Below are 22,021 nucleotides of genomic sequence, written 5' to 3' on the forward strand. Positions count from 1 at the left end.
AGATATCTAAAACTGAGGACTCACAACTGCCCTCTTAGCAAATGTGGCTCATTAGATCGACTTGGTTCACGCTATAGTCTGGACGAGACAATCAGCGGTAATACTCAGAGTTCACAAGAAAATCAGGCGTAATGCTAATTAGGTCTGAAGGCATTCTCAGTGCTTAGAATGTCACCGAATTAAATACTTATATCCTTAATGCACTTCCACATCCAGTTCCTTCCCTGCAGACAAATCACCTCTGTGTATCGCTCATTGAGCATATCCGTGAGATCCTGCTCGGTGACGATGGCGTTACATTTTCTGGGAGTGCTCGGGAAATTGCAGAAAAAAACCCCGCCGGGCTTGATAAGACTATACGTTTGATCGAGGATCCGGATGAGGTGTGGTACAGTTGGCTGCACGTTCAACACATTTGACGCGAACACGATGTCATATTGCCTGCCAAGCGCTTCTGGATCGTGGAGACCGGGTTGAACGTTAGCCCCACAATCGTAAGCGGTGACATCAAACCCCTGCTGGCGAAGCCATAACGTATGACGGGCATGAAGACCTGCACCGAAGTCCAGGATTTTATCAGCTTTTTTCGCGAATAGGGGGAGATATTTTGGGATAATATTATTCGGGGCACTTCGACCACGGTCAATATACGTGCTATTGATAAGCTCCTCATACGTGGGAGAAACGCCGATCCGGTCAAGCACTTTTTCCTGCCAGTAATCCTGCTTACCGATCTTAAGTCGGAAATATTCATTTTTATCTGCCATGAGTGCCTTAACAACCGGATGATTCTCCCAGATCTCAGACCATTCCATCGCGTCCGGTACATCGAATCCCAAGTAGTCGTCATCCACAAACATCCATTTGTGATGGTAGATATTCGGGACTCCTTTCTGTTTCCGGTGGAATATAACGGGTCGATCACTGTAAAGATCTTTAACGCCCACCATATCACCGCATATCGGTTCGGTTGCGGTCTTCCAGTCGCTAGAGTGGGTAAAGGTCACAAGCCCCTCGCGAATATTGATCTTCACGATGATATCGATGTCAGGAGGGGGAAGATGGATTTCCAGGACATCTAGTGCCTTACTGACGAGGATCTGCTCTTCCTCTGAAAGAGATGGCAGAACGCTACGGTGAACCCATTTACTCTTATCGATGACTTTTCCAATCCCGTGGAGGCCACGTTTGCATCTATAGATCCCATCACTACCCCTTGTCATTTGAGATCTCTCCAAGGACGCTATCGACTTACTGTTCACATTTCCATAAAAATTTTTCTTTACTTCAGAAAGCCGTGTGCTGTACGATATTGCTTAGAGAGATAACGGCGATCCACCCACACTTCCAGATGCGGTCATACTCATATATCATCAACGAAAAATTTGAGTTCAGGCCATTTTGACCATATCTTCAACTACGGTGAGTCGGCTCATCTGCATCGGGCAACTCAACCATATCACGATCCAGTTCGATCGGTACTGCCACAACTACGTCGCATAATTCGACAGTAATCTTCCCCCTTTCACGGTCAATTGAAGTGACTATGGCTTCTGCACCTTTGAAACTCTCACCAGTGATCTTCACAATAGTTCCCACCTGTGGATAGGGGACCGGCTTTGGAGCAAGTCCAAAGTGATATAAGATGTGTGCTGCGTCTTCGCCTTCAAAGACGGGTTTAGCCATAAATGCTCCACTGGTGCGGGAAACAAGGACTTCTCGCCCGAGAGAGGTAATAATCGATCTTGCGTTCGGAATTGACTGCAACGACCCCACGGGCACGACTGCTATCGAGAGGACATTTTTCCTCGATTTGCCTACGCGAGCAGACGTGAAACTGGGCATGAGGGGACCGATGCGCGGGAACGAGTGAGCCTCAAACACTCCAACAAGGCTATCCGAGTCGACATTGTAAATTAAGCCGGCATCGCCTTTCCCGACATTATATCCGGTATCGATGGACTTACTGACCTGCGTGGTGAACATCTTTTTTTCCGGAATTTCACCAGCTTCATCACTATAGCAGGGCATGATGAAACATTTCTTGTACTTATTCGGTACCACCGATGGGATGAATGATGCCAGGTTGACAGGAATTCCGTCCACGCTATAATCGTCAATCGGAGCGGGACATGACATCTCCCCCTTGCTTTTCCGATACTGAACAAGCGTCAGCAGATATCGGGCTGTTGAATCGTTTGGGGAGAGCCTTTCAGCGTCACTGAAGGCAGCGTAAGCGAGATCTTCGTTGTTCAGCCGGAGGGCGGTGATGCCTCGCATTATGCAAGCATCTATTGATCTCGCGTTCGTATTGTTAAAGCCCAGACACTCACGATAGAATTCGTTTGCTCTCTTCAGTTCATCGAGGTGAAACAGCGATTCACCCTTGCAGAATGCAGTAAACAGCGAAGGTTCGCTGAGTTTTTCAGCGCGTACAAAACAGTCAAAAGCTTCGACGTATTTCTTTCGTTGAAATAGTGTGGTCCCTTCCTTTATGCAGGCCTCCGCTTCTGCTTCCCTGATCAACATTTGGGGTAATTTGATCGAGTAAAACCTGAGGCAATCGGCGGTATTTCCACGCTTGATTGTAGCGATGCAATATGAGCTGTCTGCTGAGAGAGCCGCACCGAGTAATGTGAGAGCAGACTCACGATCGCGTGTAGGGAGACCAGCCCAAACGACATTGCAATGATCGATGAGCACGAGTTTTCTATCCAGGCAGATGAGGATAGTTTCGCCGGATCTGGAGAAGGAAACGTGCCGCGCTGGACAGACGAACGTGGATGTCTTTAGGGGAGCGCCAAGATCGGAGCCGAATATCTGTGTTGTACCATCCTCAAAACCGACAACGATATTCGTGCAACCCGGTGAAAAAGCAAGTGAGTAAATGCTTTTATCGAATTTCCGGGTGAGAACAGGGTCACCGTGTCCGGTGTAGATATGGAGATCACCGGTACTGCATCCGACGGCAAGAAGATCGCCGGAATTGGAAAAAGCCAGCGCAGTAATGATCGAGGAGAGGTCTGTCGACCAAGCTCTCGTCCCGCCTGACAGATAAACTGTAACCGTGCCGTTACTGGATCCTAGAGCGATCATAGCCCCGGTATTCGGAATCGCAGTACAGTGCTTCTCTCCATGTGCAAGATCTATCGTCCACCTACGCTGGAGGATGCCGTCGAACGGATCCGGGACGTAACTGGATAGCCGGGACTCAGATAAGGTGTAGAGGAGGAGACCGTCATCAGAAAGATGGACGGACAAGAGTTTTTCGTCTGTCTTCCAGGAGATGGAAACGTACCAATCGTGAGGGGGAGTCTGGCATTCCAAAAAATAGATGTAATCGGTATTCGCACGATCCCGCGCGATAAGAGCCATTGCATTGCCTGATATTGCCGAGATCCCGATTATGGATTTGCCTATTTCAAAATCTTTCAGGTAGGTTACTTCGCCTTTGAGATCAGGTTCAAAACAGGTCATTTTTAACAAAAATAACATACTCTTCGATGTATTTATAGCATACAGTTCGATAATCACAACATTTCGCCTATTTGGGTAGTATAAATTCGCATCGAAAAGAAAAAAGCGTATCAACACTAAAAGGGTACAACACAAGCCACACCACGAGGATATGAGGATTACATCGCATGTACAATATTCGATGGGACACAGAGACAAACGGGGTACTACTGACATCAGAACAGGGTGACGTCCAGGCATCGGTTCGGCCAGTGTTTTTTGAAGAGCTGGATCTACTGGGGTTTAACACAAGAGGGTTCAGGTATCCTCGGGTAGAAGGACCGTTGCTCTGGGCCGCAGGAAGAGCGTATTATTACCGTGGGGAAAAGATTGCAATAGCTCATGGAGGAGGGTTCTATGAGGATGTGGATCTCGAGATCCTGACTGAGATCCGAGATATCGAGCCGGTAAACCTTGATGAAGTGTTAGAGAAAAACATCGATAAAATACACTTCTACACGCACGACTCAATGAATTTCATTCGCTCAACGGTCGAGAAATACAAAGACAAAGTAGATATTGTTACTGTCTCGTTTAGCGGCGGGAAAGATTCTGTTGTTGTTGCAGATTTAGTTAAGAGAACATTGAATTCAACCAATTTCGTTGTCATTTTTGCTGATACCCAACTAGAGAGTAAAATGACATATGATTTTGTTGACCAATTTCATCATGAAAACCCAAAAATTCAAGTTCTAAAAGCGAGATTAGGGCGGGATCAAACCGAACTCTGGGGTAAGCTCGGTCCTCCGAGCAGAATTAACCGTTGGTGTCACACAGTTTATAAAACAGCACCAATCAGAAAAACAATTAAAGAGTATCTGGGGCAGGAAAAACCAACGGTATTATTAATCGATGGAATCAGAGCAGAGGAAAGTGCGCGGAGAAGCAAGTACGACAACATACAGTTCGGCACAAAAGAAATGCTTCAAATCAATGTGAGCCCGATTTTAGAATGGTCATCTCTTGAAGTATTTCTATACATGTTTTTACGAAAATTAAGCTTCAATCAAATGTATCGCTGGGGTTATTCGCGAGTTGGATGTATTATATGTCCATATTCATCATCATGGGGCGAGTATTTATCAAGAAGGTTATTCGAAGAAGATGTCGAACCGTATCTTACTATCATCAAACAAAATGTTGAGAGTTCCCACATTCCTGATATCAATAACTATATCTCTGAGGGGAGGTGGAAATCCCGAAGTGGAGGGCTTGATTTAGACTATGGAGGCAATAGAGCGGAATTTATTGTTGATGATGGGAATCTCACTATAATAACTGATAGAGATAGCCCGAATTTCTGGACCTGGTTAAAAATATTGGGACCTATAGTCAAGCATAACAATCAGGGTGAAATAAAATATGAAGGAGAGATCTACCCTATCACTCAGGTGGCACGAAAGAATGGGGCAAAATATATTATCAAAGGCGCGGGTAAGAACATAAAATTTATAAACTTAATAAAAAAATTGAGTAATAAATCTCAATACTGTATATCTTGCCAAGCCTGTGAGGCGGTCTGCCCTACGAGTGCGTTGACGATCTCCGGTGGACTGAAAATAGATACAGACAAATGCACCAATTGCTTTAACTGCGCTAATTATGTCGAAAAAGGGTGCTGGGTTGCAAAATCAATATCGCATGTTGGCTTCCAAAAGGTGAAAATGATGACAGGGAAGGGAATGAGCCGGTATCAAGGTTTTGGATTAGAGAAGAGGTGGATGTCTTATTTTCTCGAAGGCGATGACTGGGAAAACGAGAGAACCTCTCACCTAGGCAATTGTCAGATAAGTGGATTCAAGAACTGGTTAAAAGATGCAGGACTCTTTGACAAAAAGCCGACTGAATTGGGGGATCTGTTCGTTGAACTATCGGATATTAATGATAATTTCATGTGGGCAGTTATCTGGAGCAATTTATCAGAAAATTCCCCGTTAGTTAATTGGTACTCTCTCCATGTGCCAGAGGGGTCTTATTCAAAGAGTGAGTTAGTCAATCTGATGGCATCATTCAGAGGACAGGACACACCCAACCGAACAGACACAAATGCCGCTAGTTCTCTCATCGGTACATTAACAAAATCCCCAATAGGAGATATATTGAATCAAGGATTTGAGTCAAAGAGAGGTAATGAAAAGATCTATTCAAAAGGAGCACCCCAGGAGACCCCAGACTTAGCAATACTATACACGATTTACCGCTATGCCGCTCGGAATGAGCGCAAACGTCTCATCGCAAGTGAATTAATTACGAATAAAGAAGTAACTCCACATTGGGCGTTCTGTTTAGATTATAATGCAATTAGAGCAGCACTAGTAAGACTTGCATCAAAGTATCCTGATCTGGTTCATGTTGAGTTCTCAGGAAATCTAGATAATATCAATCTTTCAGAGTCGGAAACCGCAATAGACATCGTGAAGAGATATATTACCGATACAATTCATTGAACGGAAGCAGCTCAGCGTCCATGGCAATGAGATGATTAGAGGGATAAACCGATACAAAGACTTTGGCCTACGTCAAGAGTAGTTTCACCGCTTTTTAACCCACGGGAGGATTGGAACGTCAATTCTCCTCTTGGCAACAGGCAGGTTGAGGGGTTTACACGGTGGCTCATCGATGCTGGCCTCTGGGATAAAAGTGGACCAACTAACCTGGGCAAGGTAATGATCCAGCGTAGTAAATCTGACAATTCCATCCTTTGGTTGACGATCTGGGCTCATCTCTCGTTCAGGTTCCCAGTGGTACAATGGTATGCCTATTGCATTCCGTGTGGATCTACCAGAAGAAGGAACTCGTGGGCATGCTCTCACTCTACAGGGACATGGCAGTACCCAATAGAACAGACCTCAACACGATTAACGCCCTTTTAGAGACGTTGCATCGCCCGCCGTTAGGCGAAAAATGGGGTTTAGGTGCCATATTCAGGGAATCGAACAAAGCGCGCATAGTAAAGACAGCGCCTCCAGAAAAGATACCTCTTCACGCCCTAATAGTTGATCTCGCCTTCATCTGCCGGGAAACGGGTCAAACCCGGCTCAATCCCTTCGAACTTCAGAGTGATCACCAGTTGTCTCCTTGCCGCCTCTTCCAGATAACCGATAACCAGCTTACAGAGGCATGTGTGCAAGCCAGCAGGCTCAACCCCGAATTCATCCGAATCCTCGAAGAGAAAGGAAGCGATTTAATCGAACTGTTACCTCCGGCAACCCCTGAGAACATTTTAAATAATTATTATAATAAGATATGGATATAAGAACGTATTTATCGCCTGGCGTGAAGATCAGGATAACTATGGTAACAGACACGAAGTATTCTGACTACATACACCTCAATGCAGCCTTCAAAGATGTCTTCAGCTTCGAGTCAGATATCGATAAAGAATCGCTCTGGAAACGGTTTATTTTTACCAGATCATATAAGGAATTACTGGAGCACATATCATTCATCTTTTCCGATCAGCGAATTAATGAGAGGAAAGGGATCCTCCTCACCGGAAAGTATGGTGTGGGTAAATCCCACGCTACAGGAGTGCTCAGTCATCTGCTGTGGGATGACTTCTCTGCCATCCAAGATATGCTGACAAAGGCAAAACGGGATATGGAGGAGACGGGAAGTGCACTCTATCAGTTCCGTCAAAACCACCGATTTTTCCCGGTTATTCTTTCCGGGCGCGATTCTGGTGACGTCAGCGACGCTAAGAGCTTCGAGTATCGCCTTCAGATCGCATTGGAACGATCTCTAAAGAAATTTGGATATTCAGATCAGATCTCTGAAAAAACCGAGTTCGAAAAATATTCCCTCTGGCTTCAAGGACTTGTCGCAGATCCCAAACGCGAAGAATACCTTAACCTGATAGAAAATTATATCCAGCAAAATTCCGATTTTTCGTCAGCCGATGAATTGATAGACGCTCTGGACGACAGCGATATAGAAGGTATCAGAACCATCACAGGGTTCTTCAATGAATTGGATGTACCCGCTCCGCGTCATTGCGACACAAGCGGATATTATGACGCTGTTCTTGCACAACTCAAGAAGATTGACCCTTCAATTGCCGGTATTATCATATATTGGGACGAATTTACAACAGTCTTCAGCACCGCTGGAAAGAATAACGATGCAAACCTGCTAGGATTGATTCAAACCTGGGCTGAGAAGGCGTCATCAAACATCTACCTCTACTTAATCAGCCACCAGAGCCCCGAAGCGTTGCGTGGCAAGTATAAGGCCCTGGAAGACAGCCTCGCAAAAATTAGCGATAGGTTTGTCGTGGCTGACATCCGGATGGATAAAATAACTACGTACCACCTCATTGCAGAGTCACTTCGGGTTAGCGACCGGAGTGGGTTCTCCTCTTTTCTTTCTAAACTGGGTTTCACCACAAAAGAGTATAGTCAAATAAGCACGGTCTGCAGTCAGGTTTTCGGGGAGGTTTACCATCGCGATGAGCAGGTTATCAAGCGGACAATCCCGCTCCACCTCTATTCAGTCTACGTTGCAGGCAAGCTCGCCGACCTGATAGGTTCAGCAGAACGAAGCATATTCCAGTTGATCCATTCAAAAACGGAGATCGAGACACCCTTCGGTCAAAAACTCGGATTCGCTAAATTCCTTGAGCAAGAACCTTCGAACGGGTCCATGTCATGGTATACGATAGATCAAGTCTTCGACTTCTTCTATAGTGACCTGGCTGACTACGAGTTTGATTCACTCACTGAAGCAAATGTGGTAAAACCTCTCAACGCTTTTACTCACTACTATGAAGTCGCTAAGAACATGGGTGATGACGCGCTGAAGGTGTTTAAAACCGTTGTACTCATGGAGATGCTGAACGCAAAAACCCAGGATCCCGTTCTCCTGCCGACCAAGAAAAACATCTCCAACGCGCTCGTCATGACGAATATCACAGATCTCGATGCCTTACTCACGAGTCTGGTGGAAAAACCTATTCTCCTGGCTTTTGATGATGAAAGGACCGGTTCAAAGATATTTAAGACTCGTTATGGGGGATATGATGACGAGGAACTTGAAAAAGCCAAACAAAGTCTCTTGAAAAACTCCTCATTCGAAAAATTCCTGGAGTACAATCAGACCAAGATCTCCCAAAAAATCAAGGAGGCCCTGCTTGATGAGCCCCGAATTGCAAATGGCCATGCGGATATAACCGTCTGGTCTGGAGCAGGACTAGCGAGGAAGAAACAAAAGATCAAGGAACTCGATGCTAGTAGCAGACTGAATCTGATCGTAGTAATACCAGAGAAACCAGCAGACTACGACTTGGCACGACATGACTTGACCAGTCTCTCCAGCACCTATAAAAATGCAATTTTCGCGCTCTACGAAGGGAGTTACAGGAAGCGCTACGAAAAATGGATAGGTGCATGCGCCTTAGAAGTGTTGGGCCAAAAAAGAGCGAATCGCTCCATAATGGACGAGGCAAAGCGCCAGATTGAATCTGAGGACGATAGGCTACTCTCAGATCTTACCAGAGTATCGCTGTTCTTCAGAGGAGCGACGGTTACAAAAGCAGATGGTTTTGGTACAGAAGTCGGCCTTTATATCAGTCAGATCTATAACCGTGGTTTTGACTCACTCAAGTATGCTGAGTTCTGGAAAGCTCCCAAAATCAATAGTAGAGACATCTTCGACTCTTACGGAAAAACCCTAGGAAGGAAATGTTTTGAGGAGCACAAAACATACTACGTCAAAAAAATAATGGAGTTATTCCGGGATAATCGCGACAACATCCTTGTCGACCCTAAATTGCTCCTGAAAGGAGATGAAAGTTACACTCAATCTTCACCCATCTATGAGATCGTTACAAAGATCCGGCAATACGTAGTGAAACATAACGGGAACTGGATCTCGGTCAGAGTCATGATCGAAGCGCTAGAACTCGAGCGTCCACCATATGGTCTCTGTGGATGGATGGAGTCACTGATCATCGCATATGCGCTTGCAGAATTCGCATCTGAATCACGTCTGGAGGTCTTAACAGGTAATCAGACCCCAAGTAAAGACGCAACTAAAATAATTGAAGCAATCAATGACGTCATTAAGAATAAAAATAATGATCGTAAGATTCGCTATGGCAGCATTCTAGAGAATAAACTCGCAAAAAAACTGCGTGAAATTTTTGCCCTGGAAGGTGAGGGCAAGACAACATTACCCGAAGTGACGTTTAAGATCCGTGAGCGCATCAACTCATTCTACAGTCTGCCGCTCTGGACAATACCCTATGCGTACCAAGAGCCACAGAAGCAATTGTTACGCGACCTCATCAACTCTCTGAATAGCCTCCTCCTTGAGACAAACACAGATAAAGACATAAGCGAGTCTCAAATCCAGTCAATGCTTGACAAGATCCAGGAGATAGAATACCAAAAGAGCACATCGGTCTGGAATTACTGTTTCTCACAGAAATCGGTGAGCGATGGGATGAAAGCATATCTCAGTCTGCACTATCCCCGGCTCCTCTTAGCATACCCCTCCGTGGAAAGCCTGACGCAGGCATTGAAAAACGAAGTTAAAGAGGATATATGGACATGGCAGGAACAGAGAATTGCCGATGTGCTAGCGCTCCTTAACAGGTCGACCGAGCCTCCTGAGACCCCACAGAATGTTCACTCCTCCCTTGAGCCAGAAGGCGTAGTAATAGTCTGGGATATGCCACAGTCAGACTCCCCTCTTCCAACGTTCTACCATATAGAGCGCGGAGAGAGCACTGATGCATTCCAGATCCTTTCAAAAAAACTTGCTGATTCGACACGTTATTGCGATTCGGGAGCAGCAGCAGGCAAGACATATTACTATCGCATCATCGCTGAGAATCCAGCCGGAAAGAGCGAACCCAGTGTCGAGGTAATGCAGAAAATTCTTCCTCCTCCACCCCAACTGCCGCTCAGGATACACAGTGAGGAAGAGTACATCGAGATCTCATGGGAGAGCCCTGATAGCACATACGAAATAAAATATTATGAGTTATCCCGTGGAGAATCACCGAGAGACTTCAATCAAATCGAGCAGATCCCTTACAACACCAACTCTCGCCAGGATTACGATGTCGAACAAGGAAAGAAGTATTATTATCGGATTTTAGCAGTTAACTCCGCCGGGAAAAAGGGGCAGTGGAGTGTATCGACACCTGCAAAACTCCTCGTCACCACACCCCCTCCCCCGCCACAAAAAGCGTCTGTTGTCTCCGAAAAGGACCATATCAGGGTGACCTGGTCTCACCCCGAAAATGCAAGAGATGGTGTGGAAGAGTACTGCATCTATCGGAATGATGGCTCTGGAGTGACATCTGTAGTTCATGTCGGGCCGTCAGAGGAGACCTCCTGGTTCGATCAAAAGGTCCGGCCTGGTATCGTGTATTCGTACACCATATCCTCACGAAACAAGGCCGGGGAGAGCGCATGTGTGAGTGCTGGGTCGGTCAGGATTCTCCCAGAGCTGCCTCCAATTAAACTATCAGTAGTAGAAAAAGGGGGATACGCTCAAATCACCTGGGAGTTGCTCGGGGACGAATATGCAATTCGGAACTACGACCTCCGAAGGGGTGACAGTCCCGGAAGTCTAGAGATCTTGAAGTCCTTCAACCCCAAACAAAACAGATTTACAGATGATTCCGTCCTTCCGAGACATATATACTACTACGACTTGATTGCATGGAACAGCGAGGGTGCACATCGGGGAAGTGGAGAAGCGATATCCTTCACGCCATCGGTTTCTATTGACATACACGCATGGGAAGGAACGACAAAGACGCTCATAGAGACAAATAGCAAACTGTTCATTACCAGTTTAAAAGGAGTCATCTCGACAATCACAGAGAATGGTAAACTGGGTGGTCACGAATCAGAAGATAAAAAGTTACTTATCAGGGTGAAAAATTTCTTGGAGGAACTCGCGGATGAATGAATCGGTATTCATCCACGTTTCATCATTTGACGAGCTCGCTCAAAGGCTTCACCAAAAATACCATGAAGGAGTGGCACAATATACAAGTACTTTCCGATATCCCGCTTCGATCATCTTTTTCGATTCTAAACAGGAGTATAAACGGTTCATTCAAGAATCCCCCTGGGAAATCCGAACACTATCGGAAGTATTTGGAGATAAAGAAGAGATCTCTTGCTATCAGATCAGGAAGTGGCTCAACGCTCTTCTCAGCGAGCACAGTAAGGAACCTGTGGTTGTTTTACCCATAACAGAGTACATCCGGGTGTGCAAACCTCATAACCCGCCGTTAATTGACCAAATATTTACAAGTATCGTACAGGCGGAGTTTTCACCGATAATTGCTCCAATGCTGGATTATTCATTCAGTTACCAGAGATTCTTTGCAGAATTTCCCCATCAGGATAGGATGGCAGAAGTGTTCTCGTACGACTCACCTGCAAAAGATCAAGATCCGGCGATCGAAATAATTCTCGACGAGACAGGAATGGTCCCAACAGAGGGACATGAGGTTATTACCACCCTAAAAGGATGGATAAAATTATGGGAAACTGGCGAGATAGCAGACAAAAATAACCTGATAATACAGAACAAACGCATCATCGAAGCGATTAAGGATACTGACATATCAGTCCCGAAAGTGAACAAACGGATCGTTGAGAACCAAAAGGATTACCTCTCGTACTACCAGAATATCGACCCCACATCTTTCACGATTGAGCCAGACGCAACAATCTGGAATGTTATATTCAGCAACCTCCACACAGACTGCCGTAAAAATTCGTGGAGCAAGATTGTCACGACGATTCTCGGGAGTACAGACAACCTTGAGGAGGACATTACCAAGTATTGGGAAGACTCGATTCGAATCGAAATGCGTGTGCAGAGGTGGTTCTGGTTAAATGAGGCTAAAAAACGATCTCTCTCATCACCATTCCCGGAAAGACTTGTAAAAGAGGTGGAAGACCCTGAACAATTACTCGACTATGCGTACAACATCGGAATATCCAGCGAGATCGACGCTCAAAGCCTGAAAGATCGAGCAAAACTGTTAAAGAGGTTTAAGAAGCCGTTATTCAACACGGGAATTTTAACTTTTGAACAGAATTACGCAGAGTGGAAAGAGCGCCAGGGAGCCGATTACAGGAAGATAGTCGAACATACAACAGGGATCTTCCCCTTCGAGCGTCAAGCAATAGTAGAAGTCGTCTCGCTCCTAATGAGAGAGCAATCTGGGTTTCCAAATGAATTATTCCCGGTCATCGAAGAATGCTGGCCGGCGTTTGCAGCATACATCGAACCTGCCATTGGGAATGCTCTTGAGAAAGAAGTTTCAATCAAGGATGATCCACAGGGCTTCGCCAATCAGTATTTTGCACAGTACATTCGTGCGAAGTTAGTCTATGATGCCCCGACAAAAAGGCTGGAGGAGATGCAGCATCAGTACTTTGGTGAGTGGAAAGATACACTTGGAGCACTCTCCATCGGGAAAATTCCTCAACATAACGATACATCATTTAAGGCCCAGATTGATGCTGACGGATATATTTTCTTAGACGGAGTAGGTTATGAATGGCACAATGTCATAAGGGTTCTTTTTGAGAGGAAAGAGTGGAAGATCACATCAATTCAGCCAATATTTTCTCAACTTCCAAGCGATACGGCTCACTTCCCGCTCTTAGATCCTGTGAAAGAATACCGAGATTTTGACGGATTAATCCATAAACATTATCAGTACCCTAGAACTATTTTCGAGGAACTTGAAATACTAGAGCAAATTGTTGAGAGAATTCATCAGTGGCATAAAGACAAGCCGATCTGGATCGTATCAGATCACGGTTCAACAGCATTCGCACGTAAAGGGAGGGCAAGATCTATAAAAGGGGTTAAAAAGGAGCATGGAGGACGTTGTGGAACATTTAAAGGAGGTCACTTGAACGAGGATGGAAGAACCCACTGTGTTCTCGAGAAAACAGCATCTTATGCTGTCTCTCTGAGTTACGATAACTATGGAGAGACATCGCCTCAAGGAGAGGCCCACGGGGGCGCGATGCCTGAAGAAACTCTTGCCCTCGCTCTGCTGATCGCGCCACCTGGAACTGATACGTCTTCAGATCCAATAACCGTAAAGGCAGAAAGAAACTCGTATTCGGCTCTCGATCCCGAGATCGTATTACGGGTCAGTGGAACAGCAGGCATCCAAATTGAGTCAGTAACCATCAGAATAAACAGAGGAGTACGAAAACTAATTCCACCAGAGTGGATAGTGAAAACCTCCATCAAAATTCCAGTTGCAGTAGTTGAAGAGTTAGGCTTTAAGCCGGGCGAGAATACGCTTGATATCACTTTCAATAAATCAATGCAAGCAACCTGCTCTGTAGAGTATGCTTCGGGATCTACAGTTACAGGGTTTGATCAGGTCTTCAAATTATGATAGAGAGGCGGTCAGAGTATGGAAGAAAAAATACCTGAAACAATGACATTTGATGAGACTAGCGAGCCTCGCGAGTACGCTCCTGACGAGTTAGACAAAAAGATCCGAGAACTATTCCCCGGAGAGTCTGTCAATAAGCGCCTAACGAAGACGGGCCTTCTTTCATCTCGAGCCTTGCCCTCCTTCGTATCGGACTGGTTGATCTCAAAGTTTTCCTCAGGGAACCAACTGGATACGCTTGCATTGCAGCGCTTCCTCGATAATTACCTCCCAGATAAAAGTAGAGCAGAAGAGATCAAGCATCGCCTGATGTCAGATCGCGCACGGGTAACGATCCTCGCTGATTTTAGAGTTACGCCCAATATCCAATCTGGAGAAGAGTATCTAGAGATACCGATCTTAGATGTGACCGGAAAAGAGGGTATGGTAGACCCAATCATTCTCGATAAATCACCAGAATTGCTGAACGGTGGCATGTGGGGAGTTGGAGAACTCGTATACAACCAACCAGAAAGCAGAAAGAAAGATGGGAGAATCGTTCTTAAGGAATTTACTCCATTCCGCCCGTATCAGGCCAATCTGGATTATTATCGAAAGGCTCGCTCCAGATTTTCATCAACGATCGAATGGATCGATTTCCTTCTGAAGAACATGGAGTATGATCCCCACAGTTTCGAGGATACATCTCAGAAGATGAGGATGATATCGCGGCTTCTGCCGTTTGTTCAGCCGAGGGTCAATCTCATAGAACTCGCCCCAAAAGGAACCGGAAAATCCTACGTATTCGGGAGGTTGAGCAAATACGGCTGGCTAATCAGCGGGGGCTCTGTAAGCAGAGCTCAGTTATTCTACGATATCAGCAAAAAGCGCCGGGGGCTTATCACGCGGTTCGACTACGTGGCTCTTGATGAAATTCAATCAATAAAGTTTGGCAGCAATCCCGAAGAGGTAATTGGTGCCTTAAAGGGCTATTTAGAGTCGGGAGCGTATAACGTAGCCTCGTACAGCGCACAGGCAGATGCAGGCTTTATAATACTCGGCAATATTCCCATTTCAGAGAGCGGCCGGCCAATAAGTAACAACTATTTCGACTCACTGCCGAACTTTATGCAGGAAGGGGCGTTCCTCGATCGGTTCCATGGATTTATCGAAGGGTGGAAGTTGCCCAGGATAAAGGTAGGGAGCATTGGAAAGGGGTATGCGCTCAACTCGGAGTTCTTCTCTGAGGTAATGCATGGGCTTAGAAGTGACACAACTCCTGCTGCGGTCGTTGATGCGTATCTCGATGTGCCCAAGGATGCTGATAAACGAGATGTTACGGCAGTAACCCGAATTGCGTCAGGATTCTTGAAACTGTTATACCCACAGGTACGCTCAGTTAATGAGATTGATGTGAATGATTTTGAGACGTATTGTTTTGAGCCGGCGTTAAGGATGCGGACAATCATCCGAGAACAATTGCACAGGTTAGATGAAGAGTTCCCAGAAGATATGCCGGAAGTTGTAGTCAAAAAGGTATAGGATACCAACCGCACTGACGGGAGCGGTATTACAATCTCAAAACAAAGTGGATGATTGTCAGATCAGCCATCACGGAGTGCGTTTGGCATTTTGGGTATGCACTCTAATTCTTTTGGCGAATGATCTGCGTAACTCTGATTTGGAGATCTTCTTCTGTGTAACCGAACAGTTTAATCAACTTTATGGCGTTGTTTCTCAACATCATCGCATTAAGGTGTGATTCTAAAAACATATCTGTTCCCGGAATTTTTTTTGGCATCCAGAGTATCGCTGGATCTTTTGCAAAATAAGGGCGTTTTGCACCCTTTAATGTAAGAACGCGATCAAATACATCGGAGTGCTCTTTGTACAATAACCCACACACTCCCATATAGAAATCAATCCAGGTATCGACACTATAATCTTTGCCCGTAAATGTGAAGCCCTGAATCTTCTCACGAATGGGCCTCTCATTAGGACTCTCTAGAGGGCCTTTACTCAACTTATTCGCGGGTGATATTATTCTCTTCCCAGAGCGTGGCCGCAACGGAGTAGTGACTTTCAATAATGGTTCAAGTTGTGACTGGAATTGAGAAAACGTCGATGAAAGGTACAGCAAAGTTTCTTTAGCACTTTCCATCCTGCTGATCTCAATTCTGAGATCTTTCTGCATCTGATATAGATCGTCAGGAACAGGAATTTTTTTCGACTCTAACTGAGTTATCGAACCGTTAATGGCATCGAGGTTCTCTCGCTTCTCGTCAAGATTATTGTTGAGTAGTATAGGATAGAGAGTATCGATAATTTCCTGAAGTTTATTAATCGAGACAAGGTAACTATCATCCATAAACGCTCTATAATGCATAGAGCAAAGGAGTTTAAAAGTATATCACTATAAGCGGGAGTGAAACGTGACGATCTCTATGGGGCCTAATTTGGCTACAGGAATATCATCCAAGTCCGGGGGTACGCGGCATGGACCCCCTGACCTGCCCGTTCTGCAACCCCGCAGAAGACGAGATCATCCTCGCAAACGATCTCTGCTACGCCCGCTATGATAAATATCCCGTCAGCCCCGGCCACCTCCTCCTCATCCCCTACCGCCACATCCCCGACTTCTTCGCCGCGACCGACGCGGAGCATGCCGCCCTCCTCGCCCTCGTCCGGGAGGCAAAAACCCTCCTCGACGAACAATTCCATCCCGACGGCTACAACATCGGCGTGAACGTGCGAGCAGCCGCCGGCCAGACGGTGATGCACCTCCACGTCCACGTCATCCCCCGCTACGCTGGCGACGTGGACGACCCCCGGGGCGGGGTCAGGGGGGCGGTCCCGGAGAAGAGGGTGTATTGAGGATGCCCCGACCGATGTACGCCGGACGGCCAAGTCTACCGGGGCGACGCAGGGACTGCTCTCATCTTCACGTCGGGGAAGGTGATCCTCGCCGGGTTCAAAGACCTGGACTCGATGGAGGCGTTCACCTCCGGGCTGAAGGCAACGATCAAGACCGCTGCATAGTCCTCGCGTAGACCCGGGGTAGAGGCACCATGCCGTCGATCGCCGTGGCGATTGGACGTCAGGGAGCACCCTGCAATCGCCGATGACCGCACTGAACTGGTTCCTGATCTCGGCAGCGGGGTTCCGGTCATGCCTGGAGTGCCGGTGCCTTCTCGTTCCCGAGAATGGAACGCCGCCGCTTTCCGGCGCAGACGACTCCCCGTCGTTTGTGCCACAGGCGGTGGCACTATTTCAACTCCGCCTGGCACCAGTACTCGCGGAAAAGATGGACATCTGCCCGGTGTTCCACCCTGGGACCCCCTTCACCACCGGTAGCGGGGGAAGAACGGTCTCCACCGACCAGCCGGGGTGCAGCAGCGCCTCCGTATAGGCGCAGTCGGCGATCCGGTAGAGGTCGCGCTCACCCTTTCATCCAGCCGGCCCGAAACGACCACGGGCCGGGCGCGACTCGATCCAGCATCGCCCGGTATATCCCGCCGGGGTTGCCGCGAACCTCGTAGGATCCTGCCGGGAGCGTGGGGGATCGTCGCCCTCGCCCCGGACGACGATCGCGGCTCCCTCTCGTGCGAGAGTTATCGTCCAGTGTGCCAGAGACGATCGTGGTGCCGGCGGCAGACCACCGTCACTCCACGTTCTCCGTCAGGGCCACCGTCCGGTATCCCTGGCGGGGATGATTGCGGATATTCTTGTATTTTGCCTCAATTCTGCCGTCTTCCAGCATAGGATTGATGTAGTGGTTCCGGAGCGAGTCCTTCCTGCGGTTCAGCAGATCCGCCAGCTCATCGAGGGTCAGGAAATCCTCCTTGCAGAGCTGGAGAATCGTTGCTTCAACGACTTCTTTGGGTGCTTTCCGCAGAGATCTGACCGGTTCCGCAATCTCACGCAATGTATCCAAATGTTCGGAGTTCCTCGGCAAATGTTCGGAGCTTGTGACCAAATGTTCGGAGCTCTCGATCAAATGTTCGGAGTTCGACTTCGAACAAATCCCCCCGGCTCCGAACATTTCATCTCCCATCGGGTGGCGGCCTGGCCGGTAGTAGAAGGTGTTTCTGCCTGAACCTTCGCTTATCAGCAGTCCTTTTTCGACCAGACTGTGGAGAGCAACGGTGATGTCGTGAGGGTGTGCTTTCGTCACCTCCTTCAACCGCCCGTGGTTCACGCACCCCTCACAGTGGGCAGTCAGGAGAGCCAGCCGCTCGATCTCACCAAGTTTACTGAACGATTCGCCGAGTTCGGCCTTCAGGTCATCGACAGCCTTCTCCGGCACAAGACTGATCATCTTGAGGATGAAGACCGTCTGGTTACTCTCGTGCCGTTCCTCAAGCACCGGCTCGCGCCAGTGCTGGAGCTGCCAGTTCCGGTAGATCTTCAGGAATCCCGACCCCGCCTGCTCACCAAGGCCGATCAACTGAAACATCTTCTGGAGGTTCCGGTTCCGGCAATCGCTCACGCCCCCCCTGATCGCTTCGGCCTTCGGTACCCTCATCAGGCCGGGGTTCCGGAACCCGAACAGGTCAGGGCGTTTCACGACAAGAATTGAGCAACTACCCGAATAATCAGCATGAATCAGGGTGTTTACAAGCGCTTCACGCAGGGCCTCATGAACCGGGGTCTCTTCGACTCTCTCGTCGCCTTTCAGTTGAAAAGGCACCTTCAGGTCGCTTGAGAGTCGCTTCATGACAATGCGGTAAAAATCATACAGATTCCCCGACCACGACCCATCAAGTGTGACCCGATCGACCCAGCGGGTTTCGGGCGTCTCCCGCTCCTGATAGTCCACGATGTATGTGGGAACAGCATCGAGGATCGATCGGAACTTCCCGAACATCAGCAGCCCTGCGAGCGTGAGCGCCTCCTTTCCGGTCTGTCGATCCCGTGCCCATCCACCAATCTGCCGGAGGAACTCCGGGTCGTTGCACTCATTGAACGGGTGATCCGGCTTGCGATTGGAGAACTGCTGCCGGTAGATCCGAAACGACTCTCTATCAAGATCGTCAAGACCATAGTATTCCAGGATAACAGCATCGCGGGTGTCGTTCGCCTGCTCACCAAGCATCTGCTTCACAAGGTCAGGCGGACACCGGTAGTCCCCCTCGTTATTGCGCCGGTATGTTCCCATCAAGGGGTTCTGCCCGATGTATACCGGGCGCTGTTTCCGAGAAGCTTGAGGTATCCGAACAAGTACCACTGTCTTCTCCTCAACATGGACTGGTGTAATGTCCCGGTTCTGGAGGAGGTTGACACTCACCTTATTTGGGTTATTCAGGGAATTCCAGATGTCCTGTATGATCTTCTGGCGATCGGGCAGGTCATGGAAGAGAACGCCGTTCCGTGTTTCTTCCGCGCCGAGGATAATATAACCACCTTCCGTATTCGCCATCGCAGAATACGTCTCCCAGAATGAGCCGGGGAGTTCTCCCTTGCCGCTCTTCCCCCGTGCAGTCTTCAACTCGACGTCAAAGCCCTCCTGCAACGACGCCAGATCAAAGAAGTCCCTGCTCATGCGCAGCCGTTTCCCACCAGAGCGAGTTTTACCGTGGCCATACCCTCCAAAAAGTCCTCAATCATTAAAATAGGATCTCTGTTAGAGATTTCCTCTTTACAAATACAATTATCCACCGGCTTCAAAAGGCTTTTCATATGGGTGCCTGAATCTCCTACTATGACCCACTGGATCGCCTCCTCCAACCGGGACAACCAGAAGATCCTCGATGCGAAGCACATCTGGGGAGTTCCAAAACGGAACAAAACCCTCATGCAGCGGGTGAAGCCCGGCGACACCATCCTCGTATACGTCCGGCAGGAGAAAGAGGACGACACGATCCTCCCCTCCGCGATAACCAGCGCCTACGAGATCGTCTCCGAGCCCTACATAGACCACTCCCGCCTCTTCGTCACCCCGCCGCAGATGGGCGACGAGGTCTTCCCCTACCGCATGAAGGTCCGGCCGGTCGCAGTCTTTGCCGAACCCCTTGAGTTCAAGCCGCTGATTCAAGACCTCACATTCATCACGAACAAGACGATGTGGAGCGGCCACCTCAGGATAGCCATGCGCGAGATCCCGGATGAGGACTACCGGCTCATCCTCAGGCGGGCAGGAGTGGAGGCGTAACCGATGTCCGAGATCACCGGCGTCACCTTCCCCGTCCCAAAACATCTCATGCCCCGGTTCTTCAAGGACAAAAAGACCGTCTTCATCAAGCCCGCCACCGTCTTCAAGGAACTCCGGAGCGGCATGAAACTCGTCTTCTACCAGTCCCACGAGGATACCGGCTACGTCGGGGAGGCGACGATCAAGCGGATCGTCATCGACGACGACCCCCTCGCGTTCTTCGAGACCTTCGGGGATGCGGTCTTCCTGACGAAAGAGGAGGCAAAAGCCTACGTCGCGAGCCAGGAACGGTGGCGGGGGATCCGGGTCAGGAAGGAGGCGCCCCGAAAGCGGCCCTGGATGGCCCTCGAACTTGAGGGTATCCGGAAGTACGATACGGTGAAGAAGCCGGAGCGGTTTGTGCCGGTCGGGGGAAGGTATCTGCGGGCGTAAAATTTATGGGCAATATCCCGAATCGATATGCTGGACCGAGACCAGCTGCACTCTCCTGATCCCACACCTCTAGGGCCTATTCCTTGGCGAGTTTTTTATGAGGCTGCACGGAGTTGTATGCTGCCTCAAATGCAGCAAAATAGTCCGCAATCTCGCCTTGCAAGCGCTCGCAAGTTGAGCATCCACAAAACCTGATAGCGAGATCGCCGGTTCCCACACGGTGCATGGCCGTATAGCGATAACCAAAGGGTTGTCGTTCGAACTCGCAGGCAAAGATGCTCTCGATGTTTTCGGTTTTATGAACAGTTTGTGGAGCCGTGAACTACCCCGCCCTGAAGGGCGTGGCTTCCTGCTTCATAGACAACACTTGCATCACAGCAATGTGATGTAGCGGTATCATCTCCACAGGCTCAAAGGGCTGTTCCATCCCCACGCGGTGAATATTCACCGCAGCATTGTAATCTCGATCCGCAACAAACCCACAATATGGGCATTCATGAACTCTCTCAGAGAGGCTCTTTTTCACGATGCTTCCACAGTTCGAGCATATCTGCGATGTATTCCGGGGATCGACTTTGATGAGATTGGTACCAGCACTTTCAGCCTTGTACGATAGATAAAAATAGAATCGTCCCCATGAAGCATCGTGAATGCTCCTGTGTAGTCCCGGAGAGTTGCCGTTCTCTTTCAGATACTTGATATTCAGGTCTTCAACACAGATCGTTGCATAGGTATCAACGTACCGACGCGAAAGTTTGTGCAGGAAATCGTTCTTCTGGTTCGTGATATGTTCATACGCCTTCTCCAGTTTCCCTTTTGCCTTCTTCCAGTTTTTCGAGAACCGTTGTTTCCGGGCAATACTCTGGTGTAACTTCTTGATCCGGTCAAGTGAGTGCTCAGAGAACCGGGGATTCTCGATCACTGCACCATCGCTATCGACTGCAAACGAGCTCAGACCGAGATCGATCCCGACCGATCGTCCCTCTCTCTTCGGTTCGGAGACCTCCTGCTCTGCCTGAACGATCACGTACCATCGATCCCCGCGACGGGTGATCAGGACGCCCTTCACCGTGCCAGCGTACGGGCGGTGCATTGTGAACGGAATCGCTCCGATCTTCGAGAACGTAATCGAACTATGTTCCCGGTCGATCTTGAACCCGGACTGGTTGTAGTTGAGCGTCCGATACCGGCATGCGCTCTTGAACCGGAGTTTGCCGATCTTCCGTCCCCTCTTCTTTGTTTGGGAGAGAGCGGCGATGTTACTCCAGAGGGTATAATTCACCATCTGGAGCACCTTGGAATACACGCCCTTCAGAAATGGATTCTCCTCTTTCAGCGTGACGATCCGCGCCTGTGTTCCTCGCATCGTCGGAGTGATCCCGTGCTCCCGCGCGGTAGTACATTCTTCGAGAAGTGTGTTGTAGAGCCACCTACAGGTATCGAGCGCACTGTTCAGCCGTGTCTCGGTGGTTGCGCCGGGATACGCCCGGTACTTGTAGGAGAGGAGCATCGACGCTGTAAATACGTTGGAGGACGAGATAGACGTT

At 48.4% G+C, this 22,021-nt stretch carries 13 protein-coding genes; 8 read left to right on the forward strand and 5 right to left on the reverse strand.

Annotated elements, in window-relative coordinates; all coding sequences use genetic code 11:
* Positions 1-179: 179 nt before the first annotated feature.
* A complete protein-coding gene (locus MchiMG62_RS10130) occupies positions 180-1,262 on the reverse strand; it encodes a class I SAM-dependent methyltransferase (RefSeq protein WP_221056851.1) in 1,083 nt (360 codons plus the stop codon).
* A gap of 151 nt (positions 1,263-1,413) precedes the next feature.
* Positions 1,414-3,534 (reverse strand): WD40 domain-containing protein, encoded by a 2,121-nt coding sequence (locus MchiMG62_RS10135; protein WP_221056852.1) that lies wholly within the window; start codon positions 3,532-3,534, stop codon positions 1,414-1,416.
* A 110-nt stretch (positions 3,535-3,644) separates the two neighbouring features.
* Between MchiMG62_RS10135 and MchiMG62_RS10140 the strand changes: the two genes are divergently transcribed.
* The 5 genes from MchiMG62_RS10140 to brxL all read left to right on the forward strand — a co-directional run bounded on the left by MchiMG62_RS10140 (position 3,645) and on the right by brxL (position 15,433).
* A complete protein-coding gene (locus MchiMG62_RS10140) occupies positions 3,645-5,963 on the forward strand; it encodes a phosphoadenosine phosphosulfate reductase domain-containing protein (RefSeq protein WP_221056853.1) in 2,319 nt (772 codons plus the stop codon).
* A gap of 356 nt (positions 5,964-6,319) precedes the next feature.
* Positions 6,320-6,772 (forward strand): hypothetical protein, encoded by a 453-nt coding sequence (locus MchiMG62_RS10145; RefSeq protein WP_221056854.1) that lies wholly within the window; start codon positions 6,320-6,322, stop codon positions 6,770-6,772.
* Between the two features lie 38 nt (positions 6,773-6,810).
* Positions 6,811-11,439 carry a fibronectin type III domain-containing protein gene (locus MchiMG62_RS10150; RefSeq protein WP_221056855.1) on the forward strand — a complete coding sequence of 1,543 codons (4,629 nt, stop codon included), beginning with the start codon at positions 6,811-6,813 and terminating at the stop codon, positions 11,437-11,439.
* Positions 11,432-13,912 carry a BREX-4 system phosphatase PglZ gene (gene pglZ / locus MchiMG62_RS10155; RefSeq protein ID WP_221056856.1) on the forward strand — a complete coding sequence of 827 codons (2,481 nt, stop codon included), beginning with the start codon at positions 11,432-11,434 and terminating at the stop codon, positions 13,910-13,912. The genes MchiMG62_RS10150 and pglZ overlap by 8 nt, the downstream gene beginning before the upstream one ends.
* A gap of 18 nt (positions 13,913-13,930) precedes the next feature.
* A complete protein-coding gene (gene brxL, locus MchiMG62_RS10160; RefSeq protein ID WP_221056857.1) occupies positions 13,931-15,433 on the forward strand; it encodes a BREX system Lon protease-like protein BrxL in 1,503 nt (500 codons plus the stop codon).
* A gap of 103 nt (positions 15,434-15,536) precedes the next feature.
* Here the strand turns inward: brxL and MchiMG62_RS10165 are convergent, their stop codons facing one another.
* Positions 15,537-16,259 carry a hypothetical protein gene (locus MchiMG62_RS10165; RefSeq protein WP_221056858.1) on the reverse strand — a complete coding sequence of 241 codons (723 nt, stop codon included), beginning with the start codon at positions 16,257-16,259 and terminating at the stop codon, positions 15,537-15,539.
* 128 nt (positions 16,260-16,387) lie between these two features.
* On the opposite strand from MchiMG62_RS10165, the gene MchiMG62_RS10170 reads away from it, so the two are divergent.
* Positions 16,388-16,765 carry an HIT family protein gene (locus MchiMG62_RS10170; protein ID WP_221056859.1) on the forward strand — a complete coding sequence of 126 codons (378 nt, stop codon included), beginning with the start codon at positions 16,388-16,390 and terminating at the stop codon, positions 16,763-16,765.
* A 787-nt stretch (positions 16,766-17,552) separates the two neighbouring features.
* Here MchiMG62_RS10170 and MchiMG62_RS10175 read toward each other — a convergent pair.
* Positions 17,553-19,433 carry a DUF8451 domain-containing protein gene (locus tag MchiMG62_RS10175; RefSeq protein WP_221056860.1) on the reverse strand — a complete coding sequence of 627 codons (1,881 nt, stop codon included), beginning with the start codon at positions 19,431-19,433 and terminating at the stop codon, positions 17,553-17,555.
* A 159-nt stretch (positions 19,434-19,592) separates the two neighbouring features.
* On the opposite strand from MchiMG62_RS10175, the gene MchiMG62_RS10180 reads away from it, so the two are divergent.
* Together MchiMG62_RS10180 and MchiMG62_RS10185 are read left to right on the forward strand one after the other, a co-directional pair.
* On the forward strand, positions 19,593-20,042 hold the full coding sequence (locus MchiMG62_RS10180; RefSeq protein ID WP_221056861.1) for an EVE domain-containing protein: 450 nt from the start codon (positions 19,593-19,595) through the stop codon (positions 20,040-20,042).
* A gap of 3 nt (positions 20,043-20,045) precedes the next feature.
* Positions 20,046-20,474 carry a DUF365 domain-containing protein gene (locus MchiMG62_RS10185; RefSeq protein WP_221056862.1) on the forward strand — a complete coding sequence of 143 codons (429 nt, stop codon included), beginning with the start codon at positions 20,046-20,048 and terminating at the stop codon, positions 20,472-20,474.
* Between the two features lie 322 nt (positions 20,475-20,796).
* Here the strand turns inward: MchiMG62_RS10185 and MchiMG62_RS10190 are convergent, their stop codons facing one another.
* Positions 20,797-21,984, reverse strand: a complete 1,188-nt coding sequence (locus tag MchiMG62_RS10190) for an RNA-guided endonuclease InsQ/TnpB family protein (protein ID WP_221056863.1) — start codon at positions 21,982-21,984, stop codon at positions 20,797-20,799.
* Positions 21,985-22,021 lie beyond the last annotated feature (37 nt).

Source organism: Methanoculleus chikugoensis (assembly GCF_019669965.1).
Taxonomy (GTDB): domain Archaea; phylum Halobacteriota; class Methanomicrobia; order Methanomicrobiales; family Methanoculleaceae; genus Methanoculleus; species Methanoculleus chikugoensis.